Here is a 21,234-nt window from a genome sequence, read left to right as displayed (position 1 = left end):
TTACTCGCCTTATTTGAAACAACCAACTAATAGCTACCATAAAATAAAAAGCGGCTTATCCGAAGATAGCCGCTTTATTTATTATCTGTCTGTTGTATCGTCTGGTTCAATTTTATCTTCTGATGATTTGTGTTCAGTCGTCTTATCTTCTGCTTGTTTCTCAGCATCTTTTTCTTCCAAAGCACGTTTTGCTTCTTCAAAAGTTTGAGCTTGAGCTTTTTCACTTGGATAAGCGCTATTGGCACCACCAGGCATTTCACCAGTTTCGAACAATGATTTGATTGCTTTAGCATCTAGTGTTTCAAACTCTAGAAGTTTTTCAGCGATCAATTTATGTTGTTCGCGATGTGTTTCAATGATTTCATGGGCTTTTTGATGAGCTTCCATCAAGATCTTACGAACTTCTTGATCGATCTCAAAGGCCACTTGTTCAGAGTAAGCTTTTGTTTGTCCATAGTCACGACCTACAAAGACTTGATGATTGCCTTCATATTGAACCGGTCCAAGTTTATCACTCATACCATATTCAGTCACCATGCTGCGGGCTAAAGCAGTTGCTTGTTCAAAGTCATTTGAAGCACCGGTTGTTTGAACGTTAAAGACGATTTCTTCCGCCGTACGCCCACCAAGTAATCCAACGATTTGTTCGAACATATCATCTCTAGACATCAACATTTGATCTTCTTTTGGTAAAGCGATCATGTATCCGCCAGCACGTCCACGAGGGATAATCGTTACTTTATGAACGACACGTGCACGGTTCAAGACCATTCCGATAATCGTGTGACCAGCTTCATGGTAAGCCACAGTTTCACGTTCAGTTTTACTGATAACACGGTCTTTCTTAGCAGGTCCGGCAATCACACGATCTTCTGCTTCATCAACGTCAGAAGCATCGATTTTTTTCTTGTTACGACGAGCGGCTACTAAAGCAGCTTCATTCAAGACATTTTCTAAATCGGCACCAGCAAAACCTGGTGTTTGTTGCGCAACGACTTTCAAATCAACATCATCTGCTAAAGGCTTGTTACGGGCATGTACACGTAAGATTGCTTCACGGCCTTTAACGTCTGGACGACCGACTAAGATTTGACGGTCAAAACGTCCGGGACGTAATAACGCTGGATCTAATACATCTGAACGGTTAGTTGCAGCGACGACGATGACACCTTCGTTACCATCAAAACCATCCATCTCTACTAGTAATTGGTTTAGGGTTTGTTCACGTTCATCATGACCGCCGCCCATACCAGCACCACGTTGACGACCAACTGCATCGATTTCATCGATGAAGATGATAGCTGGTGCATTTTTCTTCGCTGTTTCGAATAGGTCACGAACACGAGACGCTCCGACACCAACGAACATTTCTACGAAGTCTGAACCTGAGATTGAGTAGAATGGCACGCCAGCTTCACCAGCAACAGCTTTTGCTAATAAGGTTTTACCAGTTCCGGGAGGTCCCTCTAATAAAACACCAGCTGGGATACGAGCGCCGAGCTCAACAAAACGACGTGGATCTTTTAAGAATTCTACTACTTCAACTAGTTCTTGTTTTTCTTCTTCTGCACCCGCTACATCAGAGAAGCGAACACGGTTGGCTTTTTTGTCAGCTTCTTTGGCTTTTGATTTGCCAAAGTTCATTACACGGCCGTTACCGCCACCACCGCCGCCTTGTTGACCAAGGATCATATAGAAGAAGAAAATCATAATCAAGATCGGTAAGAAGCTCATTAATAATGTAACCCACATACCGCTGCTTGATTCTTCATCAATCGTTGTTTTAACACTATTTTCTTTTGCTAAGTCAGTAACTTGGCTTAACGTTGTATCGTTTGGTAAAACGATTGTTGAAAAATGTGTTGTTTTTGTATCAGTTGAACCAATGATGCTTAAGCCGCCAGAGTTAGCAACTTCTTGTTTTTCTTTATACTCACCAGTGATTTTATAAACGCCACCGGCTGGCTGGATCTTCACATTTTTGATCTTGCCTTCTTGCATTTGTTCAGTAAAAGTTGAATACTCGATATCTGGCGATGCTGATTTGTTGTCTCCAAATAGGAAATACACAACCATGACCATCGCTAAGATGACGAGAATATAATAGAGAGCATTTTTTACTCCCTTATTGTTTTTATTCATCTACGTCCTCCTCACGCTTGTTAGCTGATTAGCTTGTTAAAAGTTTTATCAATTCTGACCTTTTAAGTATATCACACTGAGTTTTTTTCAGTCACTAATTTGATTGATAAATTTTTGGCTTTAATACGCCTACGTAAGGCAAGTTACGATACGCTTCCGCATAATCCAATCCATAACCGACTACGAATTCATTTGGTACATCAAATCCGATATAATCTGCTTGGATATCGACCACACGACCTTCTGGTTTATCTAATAATGTGACGATTTTCACTGATTTTGCTTTACGATATTTGAACAAATCAACTAAATAGCCCAATGTTCGACCGCTATCAATGATATCCTCGACAATCAATAAGTCGCGTCCTTCAACATTTGTATCTAAGTCTTTGATGATTTTTACTTCACCAGAAGAGACCGTTTGGTTCCCGTAGCTCGATACATCCATGAAATCCAACTCTAAATGAGTATCGATTTCGCGAATAATATCCGCCATAAAAGGAACTGCTCCTTTTAAAATACCAACCACCAAGGGATTTTTATCCATATAATCTGTAGTTAGCTGTGCACCTAATTCGACACAACGGCTTTGAATATCTTCTCTAGTGATCAAGATTTTTTCAATATCTTTTTCTAGCATATAGAAACTCCTTTCAGTTCGCTTTGTTAAGCGTATAGTCAAGTATGTAGTGTATTCTATCAGTTTCAGTAGTAATACTCAAATAGGAATTAACAAATGATAAGATTGCCAAGATCTCGCCCGAGGCATCTTCAACAATCCAAGCGGCATCTCGTTCTGCCGTCGGGATCTTTTTATCAATAAAATAACGGTTTACACGTTTGGTTAAACCTTGGGTCAAACGAATACGATCACCAGCCTTGCGATGACGAATCATTAACGGAAATTTCACCGTGACCGGTAAAGGGATTCGAAACTCCTCACTAGGTTTATATTGGCTATTTTTTCTTACGCTGATTATTGACCCATCTGATAATTGACAATGTTCATTTTCATTAAGGGAATACTTTTCTTGGTCAGTGATTTCTACTTTTTTCTCAATAAAATAGGTATCATATCGGCGGACAAATTGCCAAGCGTCTCCTAGATCAAATCGCCATTGACTGCTTGCTTTTTCTAATTGTTCTAATAAGGAAAATAGTTGTCGTTGTGAGACTACTAGCTCTTGGGCTTCTGTAATTTGTTGGAACAAAGTAGTTAAAAAATAATAACGTTCCCCCGTCTCAACAGGCAACACTGATTGAGTAAATGACCAGCAAGCCCCATCAGTTTCAACGTTGTTTAAATTTTCTTTTAGACTCTTTTGGATCAATTGATCTGCCCAAGTTAGTTGTTGGTGGAACTGATTGGCATGTTCTAGTAGTTGCGGATTTTCTTTTTTTAGTTCCGGGACGACATTCAAACGGATTCGATTTCGAAAATAATCAGTGGAATGATTAGTTGCATCTTCAAAATATGTTAGGTGTTGCTCATTTGCATAAGCATAGATTTGTTCCTTCGAAAAGGTTAATAATGGACGAATCAGTTTGCCCGTAGCGAAAGGTTGCACTCTGGAAATCCCCGCATGTCCTGCAAGAGAACCACCACGTACCAAACGCATCAGAAGAGTTTCTACTTGGTCGTTTCCATGATGGGCTGTCAATAAAAGGTTATATCCTTCTCTTTCCATAATCGTTGAAAAAAATTCATACCGCAGTTTGCGAGCCTTTGCTTCCATATTTTTTTTGGTTGGTGTTTGCCATACTTTTAGATAAAAAGGAATGTTATGTTCTTTACAATATTGTTCTAAAAAAGCTGCTTCCGCCTTTGATTCTTCTCGCAATTGATGATCGATGTGCGCAACGCCGATCGAGCTTCCCATTTTTTCTAACAAGTGTAACAAAACCATTGAATCCACTCCGGTCGAAACAGCTAACAATATTTTTTGGCTCGTTCTCAATTCTGGATTCTGATATAAAAAAGCCTGTTCCATTTTCGACTCCTTACGTTTTGTTCTTAAATTTCTAGCTAAAAAAAGCTGAAATCTTTTAGGATTCCAGCTTTTTTTCTAATTACGACGACCGCCACGGCCTCCGCGTTTACCTTCAGTATTGCGTTTGATCGATGACAAACGATCATCGCTATCCTTCAAAAAGGAACTCATCAATGAATCGAAGTCTTGTTTGCCGCTATTATTTTGGGGCTTTCCTTTAGGCGCAGGTTTTGGACGATTGTTATCGCGAAATTCCCGTTTAAAAGGTTTCTTTTCTGGTTGAGGTTGGTCTTGTGCTTTACGAATCGAAAGACCTACTTTTCCATCGTCTCCTACAGAAGTGACTTTTACTGTTACTTCATCACCGACAGTCAACACATCATGAATATCCTTAACGAAACCATTAGATATTTCACTGATATGGACTAAGCCCGTTTTGCCCTCTCCCAAGTCGATAAAGGCACCAAAATTTGTAATTCCTGATACTTTTCCTTGCAGCTTAGCTCCTACTTCGATTGACATAAAAAAAATGTTCCTCCTAGTTTTTTCCATTTTTTATCTTAAAACTGCTGAATATTTTAATTCGCAGTTTCGGACTTTATTACTTCGTCAGCTGACTGAGTGTCTTTGCTTGGCGTTTTTGTTTCATCCGGCAATACAAATACTAATTCGCCGTCTTTTGAATAGTAGAATCGACTACGAGCTAATTTTGCTACATAGTTATCATCTTTTAGCATTTTAACGTCCTTTTTTAAACCTACGACTTGATCATCTACCTTGGCAGATTCAGCGACTGTTTTTACTTTGATGTCGTTCAACTCGCTCAAATGACGTTGCTCATTAAAAATTTGAACTCCCATGACAATGGCAACAAATGCTGCGACAGCAAAAAGGGCTGCTAACCGTCGACGTTTAAAAATCAATTGACGATGCTGTTTTTGAAATTTACGATACTGCTCTTTTGCATACGGAGTATCTAACGCTGCAATTTTCGGCGTCTCGCTTTCATTCATTCCCGCTCGCTCCTTACCATGAAATTCTTTACTATTATACCAATTCACGGTATAATTGTCTATTTGAATTATCTTTAATTTCCGTTATTTTCCACACGAGTCTCATTAATAATATGGTACATTTTCGCTGCATCTTCTTTTTTTGTTGATTCATGTAGCTCATCGATTCCAACCTCTAAAATTTTATTTCCGAATTGGATTCGCAATTGATCACCGATTTTAACATCCGTCGATGATTTCGCTAGTTTTCCATTCACTTGGATACGACCTTTATCTGCCACTTCTTTAGCAACACTCCGCCGCTTGATGATCCGTGAAATTTTTAAGAATTTATCTAAACGCATAAATTATCCTCTTTTCCAATTTATTCTTAATAGTTTACTCCCGAACGGCAACATCAGCCATTCGCGAATTGTTAATAATCGTATTTGAATCGCTAATATTATAAAAGTACTGCCGCCAATCGCCACCCCTAAGATGGCAGCAATCAAAGCGATACTCCTCTTGTGGACGACCCCAAATATCAAACTAATACCGCCATAGTAACATAAAAGGACGACAACCATACCAATTAAACACAGAACTAATTTCTGATTGAAGCGGCGCTCATTTCCGTAATTTCTTGTCTCACGTTCACTAGTCAGATGCAAAATGAATAGTGCTACCGCCAAACCTATCAAAGTAGAAAGACTGGCTCCGACGGTTCCAAATTGTTTGGTCAAGCCGCCTGTAGTGACGATCTTTAAAACTAAACCTGCTCCAGCTGCTTGTAGTGAACTGCGATACTGATTCTGACTTTGAGCGATGCTCTGATACGCTTGAACCATCGCCATCAAAAAAATCGCAAACACAAACAACAATAACGTGAGGTTTCCCTTATAATCTTTGAACAGTGCATAATTGACGTACGGTAAAAGCAAGGCCAAACCTAATGAAGCCGCTGCAGCAATAGCCGAAGTCAAACGTAAAAAAATTCGACTTGTCTTAATAAACATCTTGCGGTCACGATTGACTAAATAGCGAGTCATCAATGGTAGAAAACTGGAACTCAAAGCTAGAGCCACAACTAAACCAAGTTGAACCAATGGTTGGCCTCGGTCATAAACCCCTTTGGCTAATTTTGCACCGTGTTCACTTAAGCCATAATCAACTAATGCTTTTTTTACTGTAAACGAATCGATTAATTGAAATAAAATCAGCAAGCCGCTATAGATGGTCATCAGCCCGCCTTCAAGTACTAATCGCTTGCCTAAAGCCCATGCTTCATCTCCTAGCCTAAGCTTGCGCCGTAATAGACTTGTGCCTAAAATTTGGTGGCGGTAATACCATAAAACGATCACTGCTGCTACTCCGCCGACCACTGCTCCAGACATTGCCACAGTCCCAGTGTGATAAACATTCCAGCCAAATTGTTTAAATGACCAAGCTGCCACGATGATAACACCGACTCGAATCAGCTGTTCGACAACTTGCGAAACGGCGGTTGGGACCATCAATAATTTTCCTTGAAACTCTCCGCGTGTGATCGATAAAAAAGGCATGATCACAAAGGTGAAAGAAACAACTCGAATCAACGGTGCTAATCTCCCGTCTCCCATCCAATCCGCCAGCGGTTGAGCGGTGAAAAAACACAATCCCCACAAAATCAAACCAAAACCGCTGATCAAAGGAAATAATCGCTCTAATGCTTGTCCTTGTTCTTTAATTTCTTTTTGTTCTGCCACATATTTCGAAATAAATTGCGGCAAACCTGATAAGGCCAAAGTCATCGCGATTCCATAAATCGGATAGACTTGCTGATAGACATAAAATCCTTCGTCCCCAGCAAAGTTTTGATAGGGAACCCGATAGACTGCGCTTAATAATTTTGCTACAAATGAAGCTGCTGTCAGGATGAAGGCACCTTGCATCATGACTTTCATTTCTTTATTCGCCAGTGCCTCCACCACCTATTCTTTGTATTTTTGCTCTCGCAATGCCCGAACGAAAAGACTGATTTCGCGTAGCCATACTGCTTCATCCATCGTTTTACCGACTGTAAGTTTAATAACCATTTTTTCTTTTTCCACACCAAGCGTTGCTTTCATTTTCGTTGCGCTCAGCGCTTCAAATAATTGTTCCACTTTATACGCTTTAGTACCGACTTTACTCAACGTCAAAATAATTTGCTGCTGACGTTTATGGATACTTTCGACTAATGCACGATCACCATCCATTTTAATCTGGCCGATGTTCAACAAATTAGCGACTTCATCCGGGTAGTCACCAAAACGATCGACTAAGTCTGCTTCCACTTCATCCAGCATTTCGGTGCTTTCCAACTCGCGAATTCGTTTATAGATTTCAATTTTTTGTCGTTCATCTTCAATGTACGTTCCTGGAATATAGGCATCAATTCCTAAATTGATCTCAACTGAAGTCCGTTCAATTTGATTATTCTTCCCTTGCTTGCGATCAACTGCTTCAGAAAGCATTTGTGAATACATATCGAACCCAACAGCGTCAATAAATCCATGTTGCTGTGCTCCTAATAAATTTCCGGCACCGCGAATCGATAAGTCACGCATCGCGATTTTAAAACCAGAACCTAATTCAGTGAAATCTTTGATTGCTTGCAGTCTTTTTTCACTAACTTCATTCAAGATTTTTTGCGGTTCATACATGAAATAAGCATAGGCGATTCGATTACTTCGTCCTACCCGTCCACGTAATTGATACAACGTCGACAAACCCATGTAATCGGCATTTTCCACGAACAATGTATTAACGTTTGGAATATCGACCCCGGTTTCAATGATCGTCGTTGTTACTAAAATATCGTATTGTCCTTCAATGAAATCCATCAGCGTATTTTCTAATTGGACTTCGGTCATTTGACCATGCGCAAAACCAACCTTTGCGTCCGGGACTAACATTTGAAGCTCTTCCACTTTCCACTCAATCGTTTCAACTCGATTATATAAATAAAACGCTTGTCCTCCGCGAGCCATTTCACGTTCGATTGCTTCACGAATCGCACCTGGATTTGTTTCCATCACATATGTTTGGATCGGGTAACGATTTTCTGGCGGCGTTTCGATTACGGAAAGATCACGTACACCTAGCATCGACATGTGCAATGTTCGAGGTATCGGTGTCGCCGTCAGCGTCAAGACATCGACTTGAGAGCGTAATTGTTTCAACCGCTCTTTATGCTTTACGCCAAATCGTTGTTCCTCATCGATAACCAACAATCCCAAATCAGCGAATTGTAAATCTTTTGATAGTAAACGATGAGTTCCTACAACAATATCTACTTGACCAGTGCGGATTTTCTCAATCGTTTCATTTTGTTGTTTCTTTGTTCGAAAACGACTCAATACATCAACATTGACGGGGAAATTCTCAAAACGTTCCGTCATTGTTTCATAATGTTGTTGCGCTAAAATCGTTGTTGGAACTAAAAAAGCTACTTGTTTATTTTCTTTAATCGCCTTAAAAGCTGCGCGCAAAGCTACTTCCGTTTTACCAAAACTGACATCTCCGACTAATAAACGATCCATCGGACGGTCTTTTTCCATATCATGTTTGATTTCGGCTGTACTTCGCAATTGGTCATCGGTCTCGCTATATGGGAAAGCATTCTCAAATTCCTTTTGATACTCATCATCAGGACCAAAAGCATAGCCACGTTCTGCTTCACGCTTCGCATAAAGCTCAATCAAATCATCGGCAATGTCTTCGATTCTTTTCGATACTTTACTTTTAGTTTTTGTCCACTCACTGCCACCTAGTTTATTGATTTTCGGTGGTTTAGCCTCTGAAGAGACATATTTTTGAATCAAATTTAATTGTGTGACCGGAATAAATAATTTGTCATCTTTTTGGTAGATGATCGACATGTAATCCTGGTGGACTCCGTCGATTTCGATTGTTTCCATCCCGACATATCTACCGATCCCATGATTGGCATGGACGACGTAATCGCCCGGTTTTAATTCATTGTAGCTTTTCAAACGTTCCGCATTCGAAATCGTTTGACGACGGGCTCTTTTTTTAGTGACCTTCTGAAAAATTTCTCGTTCAGTAACGACAACCAATTTATCTTGCGGCAACTCAAAACCGCTAGTTAAATGGCCAATAACAACCTGTGTGGTGCCGATGAGCAATTTGTCTGGTGTTGTCTGTACAGCTTGAATCGCCACATCTCGAAATTCTTGCATCAGTTTTTCTTGGCGCTCCTGATCTGAAACGACAAATAAAACAGTTTGCTCTTGTTTTTCCCATCGATCGACTTCGGTCTTTAATAAGGGCATTTGACCAAAAAATTGTTGCATTGAACGGTATTGAAAATTATGGATTGCTTCAAAGCGCAAATTGCCCATGCCTTTTTGAAATAGCGAAAAGAAAGTTGTAGCAAACGGCGCTTTCTTGATTAGATCAGGAACATTCATTCCAAAAGACTGCTCTGAAAAAACACGTAACTCCTCTAATTTTTGCGTGTGCCACTCAGCTTCTTCTCGTTCCATTTCCCGATATGTTTCCATCAGACGGGGATAATCATCTACAAAAAGCAAGGCATCTTCAGCTACATGATCCAGTAAAGAAGTTTTTTTATTGTAAAGTAGATCCGTGTAATACTTAGCATATTCAGTCGGGATGCCTTCTTCCCAAGCAGCAATCAATTGACCAAAATAATCATTTAAAAAGTTATAGCTTTCTTTATCTTGGGTAACCGCTAAGCGATTTTGCAACAATTGATTGACTTTAGCGACTCCTTGCGTCAATTCTTCGGCAGCAAAAACAAGATCAGTTGTCGGTGTGACCCAAACCTCGGTTAAGTTTTCAACTGAACGCTGAGTCTCCGGTTCAAAATAGCGTAAAGAATCGATCTCTACATCAAATAATTCTACTCGCACAGGGTACTCAGTCGTTAAGGGATAAATATCGATGATACTACCACGCATACTGAATTCTCCCGGTTTGCCAACCATCGATTGACGCTCGTAACCCATTAAAACCAAGCGTTGAGCTAAGTTTTCTAAATCAATTTCACTCCCGATTTTCCAGTGTAATTGATTAGCTTGCCAAACTTCAGGTGTTGGAAGGTATCTTCTCAACGCTGCAGCAGGTACAACGTAAATCCCATTTTCGCCTTGTGATAAGGCTTGCAAAGTCGCTACTCGTTCTGTCCGAGCTTCCGGTGAAGCAAAAGCCATCTCAGCAGATAAGACCTCATCAACTGGAAAAAGATGAACATCTTCTTCGATTTGGCGTAATTCTTCTGCTAATTGATTACTATAGTAAAGATTCGGGACAACGATCACCGTCTGCTTTTGACTCTTTTGATGAGTCGCAGCCATTACTAATGCTTTCGCTGAACCAGAGAGCCCGATCACTAACTGGCGTTTAGCTTTTTTTGTTAAATATTCTTGCCACTCTTTTACTAGCGGCAACTGATTAATAAAATCAATCAAATTCATTCGAGTACTCCTCATCTAATTTGTTATACATTTTTAATTAAAGCGATTCATTGTATTTAAAAAATCATTTTCTGCAACGAAATCATCGACTGCTTCTGCTGCTCGCGCAACACTATCTGCAATAACGGTTGCTTCCTCTTGATTAAATGTACTCAGCACATGGTTAACGACTGTTTTACCGTTTGGTCGACCGATACCGATTTTTATCCGATTGAATTCTTGTGTTCCAATATGTGAAATAATACTTTTTAATCCATTATGGCCGCCTGCACTGCCTTTTTGACGTAAACGTAATTTACCCATTCCCATATCTAAATCATCGGCTACCACGACTAATTCAGTTAGCTCAACCCCAAAATAAGTCATCAAAGGACCGACCGCACGCCCTGATTCATTCATAAAAGTCGTTGGTTTAACTAATAAAATTTTTTCGCCATTCACAAAATAATCTGCAACTTCCGCTTCAAAGGGATTTTTCTTAAAAGTTACTCCTTGTTCAGCTGCTAAACGATCCACGACCATAAAGCCTATATTGTGTTTTGTATTTTCATATTTTTTACCTGGATTTCCCAGTCCAACAATCATCTTCATGTATTTTTCCGCCTCATTTTTTCTTAATAGTCTATCTTTTATGTAAAGAAATCATCATTTTCCATCGGCATGACAAAATGCTGGATAGTCGTCTGACTACCCAGTTCTAAAATTTCTTTACATAGTATAACACAAACTTTGCTGTAGTGACCGTTTTCAGTGCTCTGTGCCAGTATAAAAAATGTGTTATTTTTATAAAAACTTAAGCATAGCAGTCCTTAGAACATCAACACATAAAACGCTTACTAAAGAAACAGGTAAAAAAACTGTATTATTAATGAGTAAAACACGTGACAAATTTCATTAACTAATGTTATGATTCCAATGGAAAAACAAATAGAAGAAGGGATTGGTACACATGACTGCATCAGCAGCTAGTAAAACCCATCAAAAAGTAATCTTAGTTGGAGACGGCGCAGTAGGCTCAAGCTATGCCTTTGCATTAGTCAATCAAAATATCGCTCAAGAAATCGGCATTATTGATATCGATAGCAACCGCACACAAGGAGATGCGATCGACTTATCTCACGCATTAGCCTTCACTTCACCTAAAAAAATCTATTCAGCTTCATACGAAGACTGTCACGATGCTGACTTAGTTGTCATCACAGCTGGCGCTCCACAAAAACCAGGTGAAACTCGTTTAGATTTAGTTGGTAAAAACTTGCGCATTAACAAAAGTATCGTAGAACAAGTTGTTGCTTCTGGTTTCGACGGAATCTTCTTAGTTGCCGCTAACCCAGTAGATATCTTAACTTACTCTACTTGGAAATTCTCAGGTTTCCCTAAAGAACGCGTTATCGGTTCAGGTACTTCATTAGATACAGCTCGTTTCCGTCAAGCAATTGCAGAATTAGTTGACGTTGATGCTCGTAACGTCCATGCTTATATCTTAGGTGAACACGGAGATTCAGAATTCCCAGTTTGGTCACACGCTAACGTTGCTGGCTTACAAATTTACGAATGGGTTAAAGATAATCCAGAAGTTGATGAAGAAGCATTAGTTAACCTATTCTTCGGCGTTCGTGATGCTGCATACGAAATCATCGAGAAAAAAGGCGCTACTTTCTACGGTATCGCAGTTGCTCTAGCTCGTATCACTCGTGCGATCTTAAACGATGAAAGTGCAGTATTCCCATTATCTGTATACTTAGAAGGTCAATATGGCCAACAAGACATCTATATCGGTGCTCCAGCAGTCATCAATGCTAAAGGGATCCAAAACATCATTGAAATCCCATTAACTGACTCTGAAAAAGATCGTATGGATGCTTCTGCTAAAGAACTTAAAGAAGTAATGACTAAAGCTTTTGCTGATCTTGAAGCTGAAGGTAAATAATCAAAACTTTTCTAGCCACAAAGAATAAAATATTCTTTGTGGTTTTTTTAATATTTGATTACGTTTCAAGACCAATCACTCGTATTTCTTCCTATCTGTGGTATATTTATAATCGGTATAGTATTAAAATATGGAGCCATTTGTCTCTAATTTTCTCCATACGTTAATAAAAAAACCAAATACATAAAGAAACAACGAGGAGTTATTTCGATGACAAGACAAGAAAACAGAAATTCTCACAGCCGGAAAAAAATCGGTATTATTGTTGTCTTAGGTTTATTAGTAGTTCTGGCAGGCGGATATGGTGTTCGTAGTACATATTATACTAAAAGGTTTCTTCCAAATACCGAAGTCAACGGTGTAAAAATCGATAATTTAACCATCAGTGAAGCCAATCGAAAAATCACACGTGAATTATCCAAGTCACCTTTCCTTATCAAAGTGGATGGGAAAGATTGGAAAGAGATCAATCGTGAAGATTTAGGTTGGAAAAATTCATATACTTCTGCATTGACTAAAGTTCAAAAAGAGCAAAATCCTTATAGCTGGGGAATGCAATTAGTTTCTGCGTCAGATAAACAAGACGTAGATGGTTCAACTTTAGATGAAACAAAATTAAATGCTGTTATTGATGCTGTTAAAGCAGAATTGACCGAGACAAACAAAACCAGAACAGCAACTGAAAATGCTAAGGTCACTCGTACCGATAGCGGGTTTGAAATCAGCCCAGAAAAACAAGGAAATACGATCGACGTTGATGCTGCTGTTGCTGCCTTTAAAGAAGCGGCAAAAAACGGAGAACAAACGATTGATTTTGATGACTACTTAGCAAAACCAACAATCACTAAAGATGATGCTAGCTTGAAGAAAACACTAGATAAAATGAATGCTGTTGCTAAAATTAAAGCAACGTACAGTATCAATGGCAATACATTTGACATTCCGACCTCAGATATCAATGATTGGTTGATCGATGATAATGGAACAATGTCTCTTGATCAAGAAAAAGTAACTGCTTATGTGAAAAGCTTAGGCGACAAATACAATACAAGCACCAACCCAACTGAATTCAATAGTACGAAACGTGATAAAGTTTCTGTTCCAGCAGGTACGTACAGTTGGACAATCAATACCACAAGTGAAGTTGAAGCACTAACAAAACAAATCTTAGAAGGCAAAGATTTTACCCGTTCACCTATTGTGACTGGTGCTACAACAGCTGATAAAGCTTTAGTCGATAAGACATACATCGAAGTCGATTTAGAAAATCAACACATGTGGTACTACAAAGATGGCAATGTTGCATTAGAAACAGACATCGTAAGTGGTAAACCAAAATCTCCTACTCCAACTGGTGTTGATTATGTTTGGGAGAAAAAGACAAATGAAACATTGACCGGAAAAAATGATGATGGTTCTGATTATGCAAGCCCGGTGAAATATTGGATGCCAATCGATTGGAGTGGCGTAGGTCTGCACGATTCTGACTGGCAAACAGCTTATGGTGGTGACCTTTGGAAAACACGTGGATCTCACGGTTGTGTCAACACCCCTCCAGATGTCATGGCAAAACTTTATGATATGGTTGAAGTCGGTACTCCAGTAGTCGTCTTTTAGCCAAATAAAAACCAGCGAATGATCGCTGGTTTTTTTATTTATTCAACTGAAGTAAATACTTCTGAAACGTCATCATCATCTTCCAGTTTCTCAACCAGTTGATTTAATTTTTCTCGCTGCTCTTCAGCTAACGCAACCGTCGTTTGAGGAATCATCGTTAACTCTGCTTGAGCCAACGTAAAGCCATCTGCTTCTAATTGATCACGAACACTGGTAAAATCTTCTGCGGCAGTATAGATTTCAAATACTTCTGGAGAAATTTCCATATCTTCTGCCCCGGCCTCTAATACGTCTTCAAACATTGTATCTTCATCAACTGCTAACCCTTCACGCTCGATAGCGATATATCCTTTTCGATCAAACATATAATTAACTGACCCTGTTTCACCCAGACTGCCTCCATTGCGCGTAAATGCTACGCGTACATTGGTTGCTGTGCGGTTGCGGTTATCTGTTAATGCATGGACTAAAATAGCTACTCCACCAGGTCCATAACCTTCATAAGTAATTTCATCATAATGCTCACCTTCACCTGCTGAGGTTACCTTTTTGATTGCTCTATCGACATTATCATTCGGCATATTAGCTGATTTTGCTTTATCTATCACTAAGCGTAAGGCAGGATTAGTACTCGTATCCGGCCCACCAGCCTTTGCTGCCATATAAATTTCACGAGAGATCTTTTGGAAAATTTTTCCTCTTTTTGCATCTTGCGCATTTTTTCGTCCTTGGATATTGTTCCATTTACTATGTCCAGACATCCTTATACACTCCTTAAAATACTATGCTCTTCCTTTATTCTCCATCTGAATATTCATTACGTCAAGGAAAAACCCGCTATTTCTTCTTGCGGATCAAGCGATAGATAATAATAAGCAGACAAGCTGTCAAGGCCCCACACGAATCAAGCATAACATCTTGAAATAATGGTGAACGTCCGCCAGTCAACATTTGATGAAATTCATCGGTCGCTGCATATCCCGTTGCTGCAAGCCAAGCAAAAAAGAGCGTTAAAAGTAATGAGCTTTGTTTCAATTTTGGCAGTAAGCCTAAAAATAAACTGCCTCCCATAATAAAATAAGTCATAAAATGAGCAGCTTTGCGAATAAAAAATTCAATAAATTTTACATAACCGGCAGCTTTAATACTTATTTCTGTCCCTGCATAATCAAAAGAAATTCGGCTTAAAGCGGCTTTAAATGGTTCTTCTGATAAATATTTCTGAATCGTTGAAACTTGACTTTGTTGTTGATAGGTCATTGATGAACTGATAAATAATACGATCATCATCACTACGGCGATTCCTAAATATAAATTGCCATTTTTTATTTGCTTTTGCATTTTCTATCCTCCAGATATCTTATCTATAATTATTTCAGTCAAAAGTAGTCTTCTCTAACAAAATTCGCCAACAAAAAAACCGGTACGTTATTCGCACCGGTCATATCATACTATTTAGATTGATTACATACGAACTGCAAAGCTTGGTGCAAAATAAGGATTAACAGAAGCCGTAGTTACTGTTTCACCTGGTTGAGGTGCATGGATGTATTGTCCGCCACCCATAGCAATCGCTACATGATATGTTCCACCAGGAGAACCCCAGAAGTATAAATCACCTGCTTGAGCTTCGCTAACTGAGATACGTGTTCCAGCTGATTCTTGAGGAACTGTCCAGCCACCGATTTCACGGCCAGTTGCTTGACGATATACATAAGCTGTAAAGCCTGAGCAGTCAAATCCTGAAGGAGTTTTTCCGCCCCAAACATATGGAGTACCAATATATTTCATTGCTTCTGCAACTACTGCAGATCCATTTCCAGATGGTGCTGGAGTCGGAGTTGAAGGAGTTGACGTTGAAGGTGTAGTAGCTGTTTGATTACTTGATGATGAAGTAGATCCTTGGCTACTGTTACCTGTTGAAGTTGAACTTTGATTATTAGTACTTGTTGAAGTATTAGTGCTACTTGCTGGCGGAGTTGCTTCAGCCGCTTGAGAACTATCTTCAGTCGCTACAGTTGAAGATTCAGTCGTAGTTGATGAATCTGTCGTGCTTGTAGCTGGTGCTTCTGTTGAAGAAGATTCTACTGTCGCAGAACTTTCTATTGACGCTTCTGTAGAAGTAGAAGTTTCTACTGTCGTAGAACTTTCTGTTGTTGTACTTGATTCAGTTGATGCTTCTGTTGAAGATGCGCTTGAAGCTGCTTCTTCTTGGGCTTTAGCATCTGCCTCAGCTTGGGCTTGACGATCTGCTTCTGCTTTTTGAGCAGCAGCTTGGGCTTGGGCCTCAGCCGCTTGACGTGCTTCTTCTTGTACACGTTCTTGTTCTTTGATTGCAGCTTCTTGTTTTGCTTGCAAGTCAGCTTTTTCGTTTTCAGCAGTTGCTTGTTCTGCTGCTAAAGTAGTCGTTTGAACATTTAAATCTGCTTGTTTAGTGATTAAATCGCCTTTTTGGCTTTCTAATGCAGCTTGATTAGCAACGATTGCTTCTTGTTGCTTTTTATTTTCAGCTTGTTTTTGTTCAACTTCTGCTTTGTCCGCTTTTTGTTGTTCAACTAAGTCATTGTTTGCTTTCACAATTGTAGACATTGCTTGAACACGGCCAACAGCATCGCTGAATGATTCAGCATTCAATACTACGTCAATAACATTGGTCGATGATTGTTTGACTTGGACGTTACGTGCTTGTTCTTTGATTGCTTCTGAACGTTTTTCGATACGTTTTTGCAATGCATTAATTTGGTTTTCTAAATCTTGAGATTTTTGTCTCAATGATGCTTGATTATTTAATAAACTTTGTGCTTGATCATTAATTGCAGCAACTTCATTTTCTAATGCACTGATTTGAGACTGTGCATCTGTTTGTTGATTTTGCAAACTTGAAATTTTCGCATCTTGGTCAGCGATCTTACTATCAAATTCATCGGCAGAAGCTGCGGCTGGAGCTGCTAATGCGCTTAATGTTACTGAACATACCATTAATGCTGATAACAAACTTTTTTTCACTCTTATGTCCTCCGACTACTCTTAGTTTTATTTTTGAATTTTATTAGACTTTTTTCTAACACATTGATGAGTTTACCACAGCTGTATGTCATCCAGATAATAGCATTGTTACAAAAACATTTCATTTTGCTATTTTCTAGTTACAAATGAGCAAATAAAAAAACAGAAGAAATTTTCTTCTGTTTTTATCAAACTATAAATTTAGCTCTTTTTCTCATAATAGACAGCAGTTTATTCAGCTGATCCGATTAAAATTTTTTCTAGTGGGAAGATTAAAATTACAAACATTATGATATTAAACAGTAGTGTCGGACCTAAGTAACGGGGCACAAAAAAGTCGCTACTGATACCGGTTAATCCGAAGACAGACTGCAATAATAAACTAGCAAATTCAAAAACCGTCACACTGATTACTAATGTAAAAAACATCGTTAACACATTTTGCTGAATTACTTTTTGGAAAAGATAAAACAATAAAACAAGTACGGGAAAAATTACCGCATAAATACCGATGACTCCGATATAATACAAATCATATAAAACTCCTAGCACTAAAGCAGTAACCAGCATAAAACGCTCATTGATGACCCGAGTGATAATCAATAAAACTAATAAAGCGAGGTGTGCATTGGCGACATAGGCATTATTAGTAACAGCCATCATAAACTTTGTTGCATGGGCATCTAGCAGCAATAAGAGCATCAGAAGGACAGGTGCGATACGTTTTAAAGTAGTTCGTCTGATCATTCTGTAGACCCTGCCATTCTTTGGATAATCGTCACAACTGAAATATCATACATTTGTGCGTAAGGCTTGATATAAACCTCCCGATTTAATCCATAGCTGTCTGGTTTTACTTTTACCACCGTGCCGATCGCTAAATCAGCAGGTGAATTCCCACCTAATCCAGAAGTTTGAACAACGTCACCTTCCTTGATGTCTTGACTGCCAGTGATCTCTGAAGCAATCAATTGTTGCGCTTTCGTATCGTATTTATTCAAGACGCCGAAAGAATTCCCACTAGCTGAAGTAATCTTTATCGGAAAATGATTGCTTGTTTTTGTATCTGATGTCAATAATTGAACTTTAGAGGAGTGAGCATTCACTTCCATCACTCGGCCAATTAAACCCTTTTGAGACATTACAGCCATATTACCTTCAATTCCATCGCTACTGCCTTTATCGACGATCAGCATATCTTGCCATGTATCTGGCGAACGCGTAATTACATTTGCGGTCACCTTGTCATAGCTAGTCAGCGTTTGATTTAATTCAAGTTGAGCTTTCAATTGCTCAATTTCTTTTTCCTGGTTCTTTGTTTTTTGTTTGGTTTCATCGTATTGATCAACTTCGGCTTTTAATTTTTGATTTTCATCATAGGTATTAACTAAATCGGAGATCGATTCTACCCCATTACTAAGCCAACGTCCTGGTGCTGTAATTACTTTATCAACGACTCCAATCGAATCATTGATCGCAGATTGAACAATATTTGTATCACTGTCTTTTGCACGATTTGCTGCAGTGATGGAGACTGTTGCTACGACAATTATAACAACAATTAAGATAATAATAATGTTTTTATTTGGATTAAACTTTCTCACTTAAGCACCTCTGAACGCTATAATATACGATAAATTTTACCACTAATTGAACAGATTAAAAAGCGCGGAGCCATGATTTTAAAGAATTTTAGGATCTCTAAAAATAAGAGAGTGAGATAAAAGTAAAACGACTTTTATCTCACTCTCTTTTAAACATCTCGACTCTGGATGACTGCAATGATTCCGTTAGAAAAAGAAACAGCGGCTTCTCCTGTTAAAAATTCATTGCTTGCTAAGCTTGTCGGCTGCAAAAAATCCGTTTCAAACAATTCATATTTGACATTTTTTAATGTTAGCTTTTCAACTGGTGTCAAACAACAAAAAGCTAAATATTTCATCTCGATTTCTTTTTCGATTACATGATGACCAGGAGCTAAGTAGCAAACACTATTCCCTTGGTCTTCCAGTCTGATCTGTGATAAAAATGCTGAAAAACGGGGCTCTACTCCTAACCAAAGATTAGCCAGCAGGTGATCTAGACGTCCACCTGTCGCACCAATGATCGTAATATTTGCTTCTGGAAAGCGTTCAAATGCTGTGACTAAAGCAAGCTGAGTATCTGTATCATCTTTCTCAGCGGGAGCAGATAAAATTTCTGATACTTGGTTGAATACTTCTTCTTTTTCAAGCGTATCTAATGAATCAAAATCACCAACTGCTAAATCTGGAACGATTCCTTGGCGCAAAAGAAAAAGATTTCCTCGATCAATGCCGATGATTTTATCATACGATTTTGAAAAAGCAGGCCAGTGACTCGAGTCACCGCCTGCCACAAGTAAAACATTCATTAATTTAATGCCGCTCTTAAAGCAGCAATTTTTTCTTCTGGTTTATCAGCGCCGTAAATGTAAGAACCTGCTACGAATACGTCTACTCCGGCTTCTGCACACTTCTTGGCAGTTTCCGGCTGGATGCCGCCATCAACCTCGATCTCATAATGATAGCCTTTTTCTTTACGTAAACGATCTAATTCAGCAATTTTTTCTACAGTACCTTCGATAAATGACTGTCCACCAAATCCAGGATTCACCGTCATGACTAATACTTGATCAACGTCAGCTAAAACATATTTAATCGCTTCTATTGGGGTACCTGGATTCAAAACAACCCCTGGTTTTACACCTGCTGCTTTGATCATTTGAACTACTCGATGGATATGAGGCGTTGCTTCTACATGAGCCATAATGATATCCGCTCCTGCTTTTACAAAATCATTGATGTAATTTTCTGGATCAGCAATCATCAAATGAACGTCTAATGGTAATTTTGTCACAGGACGTAACGCACTTACTACGACTTGTCCGAAAGAAATATTTGGCACAAAATTTCCATCCATCACATCAATATGGATGTAGTCGACACCTGCTTCTTCAACCATTTTTACTTCTTCACCTAAACGCGCAAAATCTGCACTCAAAATTGATGGGGCTATTTTCATCATTTTTACTCCTTTTTTGATAGATTTCTCTTTATAAAACAAACAATTATAAACTAATTTAAAATTACTTATTTTTCTTATAGATTGGACGTCGATTCTCGATTTCTTGCAAAAACTGCAAGTAATTATCATACCGCGTTTGAGCAATTTCACCCGTTTCAACTTGCTGTTTTACTTCACAACCTGGTTCTTTCACATGACGGCATTCTCTGAAACGGCATGCTGGAGCTGCTGCACGAAACTCGGGAAATTCTTTAGGCAATTCATCGGCGGCTATCTCAAGAAAATCAATCGAACTAAATCCTGGTGTATCAGCGACTAAACCGTCAAACAAATCCAATAATTCCACATGTCGCGTCGTATGTCGTCCCCGACCTAACGCATCTGAAATTTCCCCCGTCACTAAATTTAATCCTGGAGAGACTTCATTTAACAAGGTTGATTTCCCAGCACCGGATTGTCCCATGAATACCGTTAGTTTATCTGCGAATAATGCGGTTAATTTCTGTTTATCTTGTTCACCATCGATCACTGGATATCCTAAAGATTCATAAACTGCACGGATTTCCGCTACTAATGATTGATCTGCGACTAGATCGGTTTTTGACAGATAGATGATTGGTTGAATATTTTTATTTTCTAACGTTACTAAAAAGCGATCCAACAAATTATACGAAAAGTTAGGTTCGATCAAACTAGTAACAATCACACCTTGATCGACATTGGCAACAGGTGGACGGACTAGTTCATTTTTTCGAGGTAATAATTCTAAAATATATCCCTCGCTATTTTCTTCGCTGCTGAATACAACGTCATCACCAACTAAAGGGGTTAATTTTTTTTTGCGAAAATTCCCACGTGCTCGGGTCTGATGGATTTCTCCTTCACTTACCACATAGTAGAAACCACTTAGGGCTTTACGAATTTGTCCTTCGATCAGGCTCATCTCCTTTAATATCTCTTTTATTGTAGCATACTTCAAAATGCATTTCAGTACAAATGACCTAAAAAACCTTTCCTAAAAGATTAGG

General features: G+C 39.0%; 19 protein-coding genes. 2 read left to right on the top strand and 17 right to left on the bottom strand.

Annotated elements, in window-relative coordinates:
* Nucleotides 1-81: 81 nt before the first annotated feature.
* The 9 genes from ftsH to pth form a co-directional block, all read right to left on the bottom strand.
* Nucleotides 82-2,142, bottom strand: a complete 2,061-nt coding sequence (ftsH, locus tag ACQKTA_RS09535; protein ID WP_407855895.1) for an ATP-dependent zinc metalloprotease FtsH — start codon at nucleotides 2,140-2,142, stop codon at nucleotides 82-84.
* Nucleotides 2,143-2,236: 94 nt separating this feature from the next.
* Nucleotides 2,237-2,782 carry a hypoxanthine phosphoribosyltransferase gene (gene hpt / locus ACQKTA_RS09530; RefSeq protein ID WP_332580160.1) on the bottom strand — a complete coding sequence of 182 codons (546 nt, stop codon included), beginning with the start codon at nucleotides 2,780-2,782 and terminating at the stop codon, nucleotides 2,237-2,239.
* A gap of 13 nt (nucleotides 2,783-2,795) precedes the next feature.
* Nucleotides 2,796-4,133 carry a tRNA lysidine(34) synthetase TilS gene (tilS, locus tag ACQKTA_RS09525; RefSeq protein WP_407857197.1) on the bottom strand — a complete coding sequence of 446 codons (1,338 nt, stop codon included), beginning with the start codon at nucleotides 4,131-4,133 and terminating at the stop codon, nucleotides 2,796-2,798.
* Nucleotides 4,134-4,208: 75 nt separating this feature from the next.
* The gene (locus ACQKTA_RS09520) at nucleotides 4,209-4,655 is read right to left on the bottom strand and encodes a S1 domain-containing RNA-binding protein (RefSeq protein WP_332580162.1); all 447 of its coding nucleotides are present in this window, start codon (nucleotides 4,653-4,655) and stop codon (nucleotides 4,209-4,211) included.
* 56 nt (nucleotides 4,656-4,711) lie between these two features.
* Nucleotides 4,712-5,146 carry an FtsB family cell division protein gene (locus tag ACQKTA_RS09515; protein ID WP_427813566.1) on the bottom strand — a complete coding sequence of 145 codons (435 nt, stop codon included), beginning with the start codon at nucleotides 5,144-5,146 and terminating at the stop codon, nucleotides 4,712-4,714.
* Nucleotides 5,147-5,220: 74 nt separating this feature from the next.
* Complete coding sequence (locus ACQKTA_RS09510; protein WP_407855892.1) at nucleotides 5,221-5,490, bottom strand: RNA-binding S4 domain-containing protein; 270 nt, start codon at nucleotides 5,488-5,490, stop codon at nucleotides 5,221-5,223.
* A 3-nt stretch (nucleotides 5,491-5,493) separates the two neighbouring features.
* Nucleotides 5,494-7,056: a putative polysaccharide biosynthesis protein gene (locus ACQKTA_RS09505; RefSeq protein ID WP_427814540.1), complete on the bottom strand. Its 1,563-nt coding sequence runs from the start codon at nucleotides 7,054-7,056 to the stop codon at nucleotides 5,494-5,496.
* Nucleotides 7,057-7,095: 39 nt separating this feature from the next.
* Nucleotides 7,096-10,608, bottom strand: coding sequence for a transcription-repair coupling factor (mfd, locus tag ACQKTA_RS09500; protein ID WP_427813565.1), 3,513 nt, complete (start codon nucleotides 10,606-10,608; stop codon nucleotides 7,096-7,098).
* Between the two features lie 33 nt (nucleotides 10,609-10,641).
* Entirely contained in the window at nucleotides 10,642-11,199 is a 558-nt protein-coding gene (gene pth, locus ACQKTA_RS09495) for an aminoacyl-tRNA hydrolase (RefSeq protein WP_407855890.1), read from the bottom strand.
* Nucleotides 11,200-11,557: 358 nt separating this feature from the next.
* Here pth and ACQKTA_RS09490 point away from each other — a divergent pair, with 358 nt between their 5' ends.
* Together ACQKTA_RS09490 and ACQKTA_RS09485 are read left to right on the top strand one after the other, a co-directional pair.
* Nucleotides 11,558-12,538 carry an L-lactate dehydrogenase gene (locus tag ACQKTA_RS09490; RefSeq protein WP_071858067.1) on the top strand — a complete coding sequence of 327 codons (981 nt, stop codon included), beginning with the start codon at nucleotides 11,558-11,560 and terminating at the stop codon, nucleotides 12,536-12,538.
* A 210-nt stretch (nucleotides 12,539-12,748) separates the two neighbouring features.
* The gene (locus tag ACQKTA_RS09485) at nucleotides 12,749-14,155 is read left to right on the top strand and encodes a L,D-transpeptidase family protein (RefSeq protein WP_427813564.1); all 1,407 of its coding nucleotides are present in this window, start codon (nucleotides 12,749-12,751) and stop codon (nucleotides 14,153-14,155) included.
* 38 nt (nucleotides 14,156-14,193) lie between these two features.
* On the opposite strand, the gene ACQKTA_RS09480 is transcribed toward ACQKTA_RS09485, so the two are convergent.
* The 8 genes from ACQKTA_RS09480 to rsgA form a co-directional block, all read right to left on the bottom strand.
* Nucleotides 14,194-14,916: a YebC/PmpR family DNA-binding transcriptional regulator gene (locus ACQKTA_RS09480; RefSeq protein ID WP_427813563.1), complete on the bottom strand. Its 723-nt coding sequence runs from the start codon at nucleotides 14,914-14,916 to the stop codon at nucleotides 14,194-14,196.
* Between the two features lie 76 nt (nucleotides 14,917-14,992).
* Complete coding sequence (locus ACQKTA_RS09475) at nucleotides 14,993-15,496, bottom strand: VanZ family protein (RefSeq protein WP_427813562.1); 504 nt, start codon at nucleotides 15,494-15,496, stop codon at nucleotides 14,993-14,995.
* 123 nt (nucleotides 15,497-15,619) lie between these two features.
* Nucleotides 15,620-17,161, bottom strand: a complete 1,542-nt coding sequence (locus tag ACQKTA_RS09470) for a PcsB-like coiled-coil domain-containing protein (protein WP_427813561.1) — start codon at nucleotides 17,159-17,161, stop codon at nucleotides 15,620-15,622.
* Nucleotides 17,162-17,392: 231 nt separating this feature from the next.
* Nucleotides 17,393-17,908, bottom strand: a complete 516-nt coding sequence (gene mreD, locus ACQKTA_RS09465; protein WP_427813560.1) for a rod shape-determining protein MreD — start codon at nucleotides 17,906-17,908, stop codon at nucleotides 17,393-17,395.
* A complete protein-coding gene (mreC, locus tag ACQKTA_RS09460; protein ID WP_332580173.1) occupies nucleotides 17,905-18,765 on the bottom strand; it encodes a rod shape-determining protein MreC in 861 nt (286 codons plus the stop codon). Before mreC ends, mreD begins: the two co-directional genes overlap by 4 nt.
* Nucleotides 18,766-18,914: 149 nt before the next feature.
* Nucleotides 18,915-19,553, bottom strand: a complete 639-nt coding sequence (locus ACQKTA_RS09455; protein WP_427813559.1) for a thiamine diphosphokinase — start codon at nucleotides 19,551-19,553, stop codon at nucleotides 18,915-18,917.
* Nucleotides 19,553-20,203 carry a ribulose-phosphate 3-epimerase gene (rpe, locus tag ACQKTA_RS09450; RefSeq protein WP_427813558.1) on the bottom strand — a complete coding sequence of 217 codons (651 nt, stop codon included), beginning with the start codon at nucleotides 20,201-20,203 and terminating at the stop codon, nucleotides 19,553-19,555. The genes ACQKTA_RS09455 and rpe overlap by 1 nt, the downstream gene beginning before the upstream one ends.
* A 64-nt stretch (nucleotides 20,204-20,267) precedes the next feature.
* Nucleotides 20,268-21,149, bottom strand: a complete 882-nt coding sequence (rsgA, locus tag ACQKTA_RS09445) for a ribosome small subunit-dependent GTPase A (RefSeq protein WP_427813557.1) — start codon at nucleotides 21,147-21,149, stop codon at nucleotides 20,268-20,270.
* Between the last annotated feature and the right edge of the window lie 85 nt (nucleotides 21,150-21,234).

It is taken from the genome of Enterococcus sp. 22-H-5-01, assembly GCF_050310005.1.
GTDB lineage: Bacteria > Bacillota > Bacilli > Lactobacillales > Enterococcaceae > Enterococcus_A > Enterococcus_A hailinensis.
This window is presented reverse-complemented; position numbering and strand designations above follow the sequence as displayed.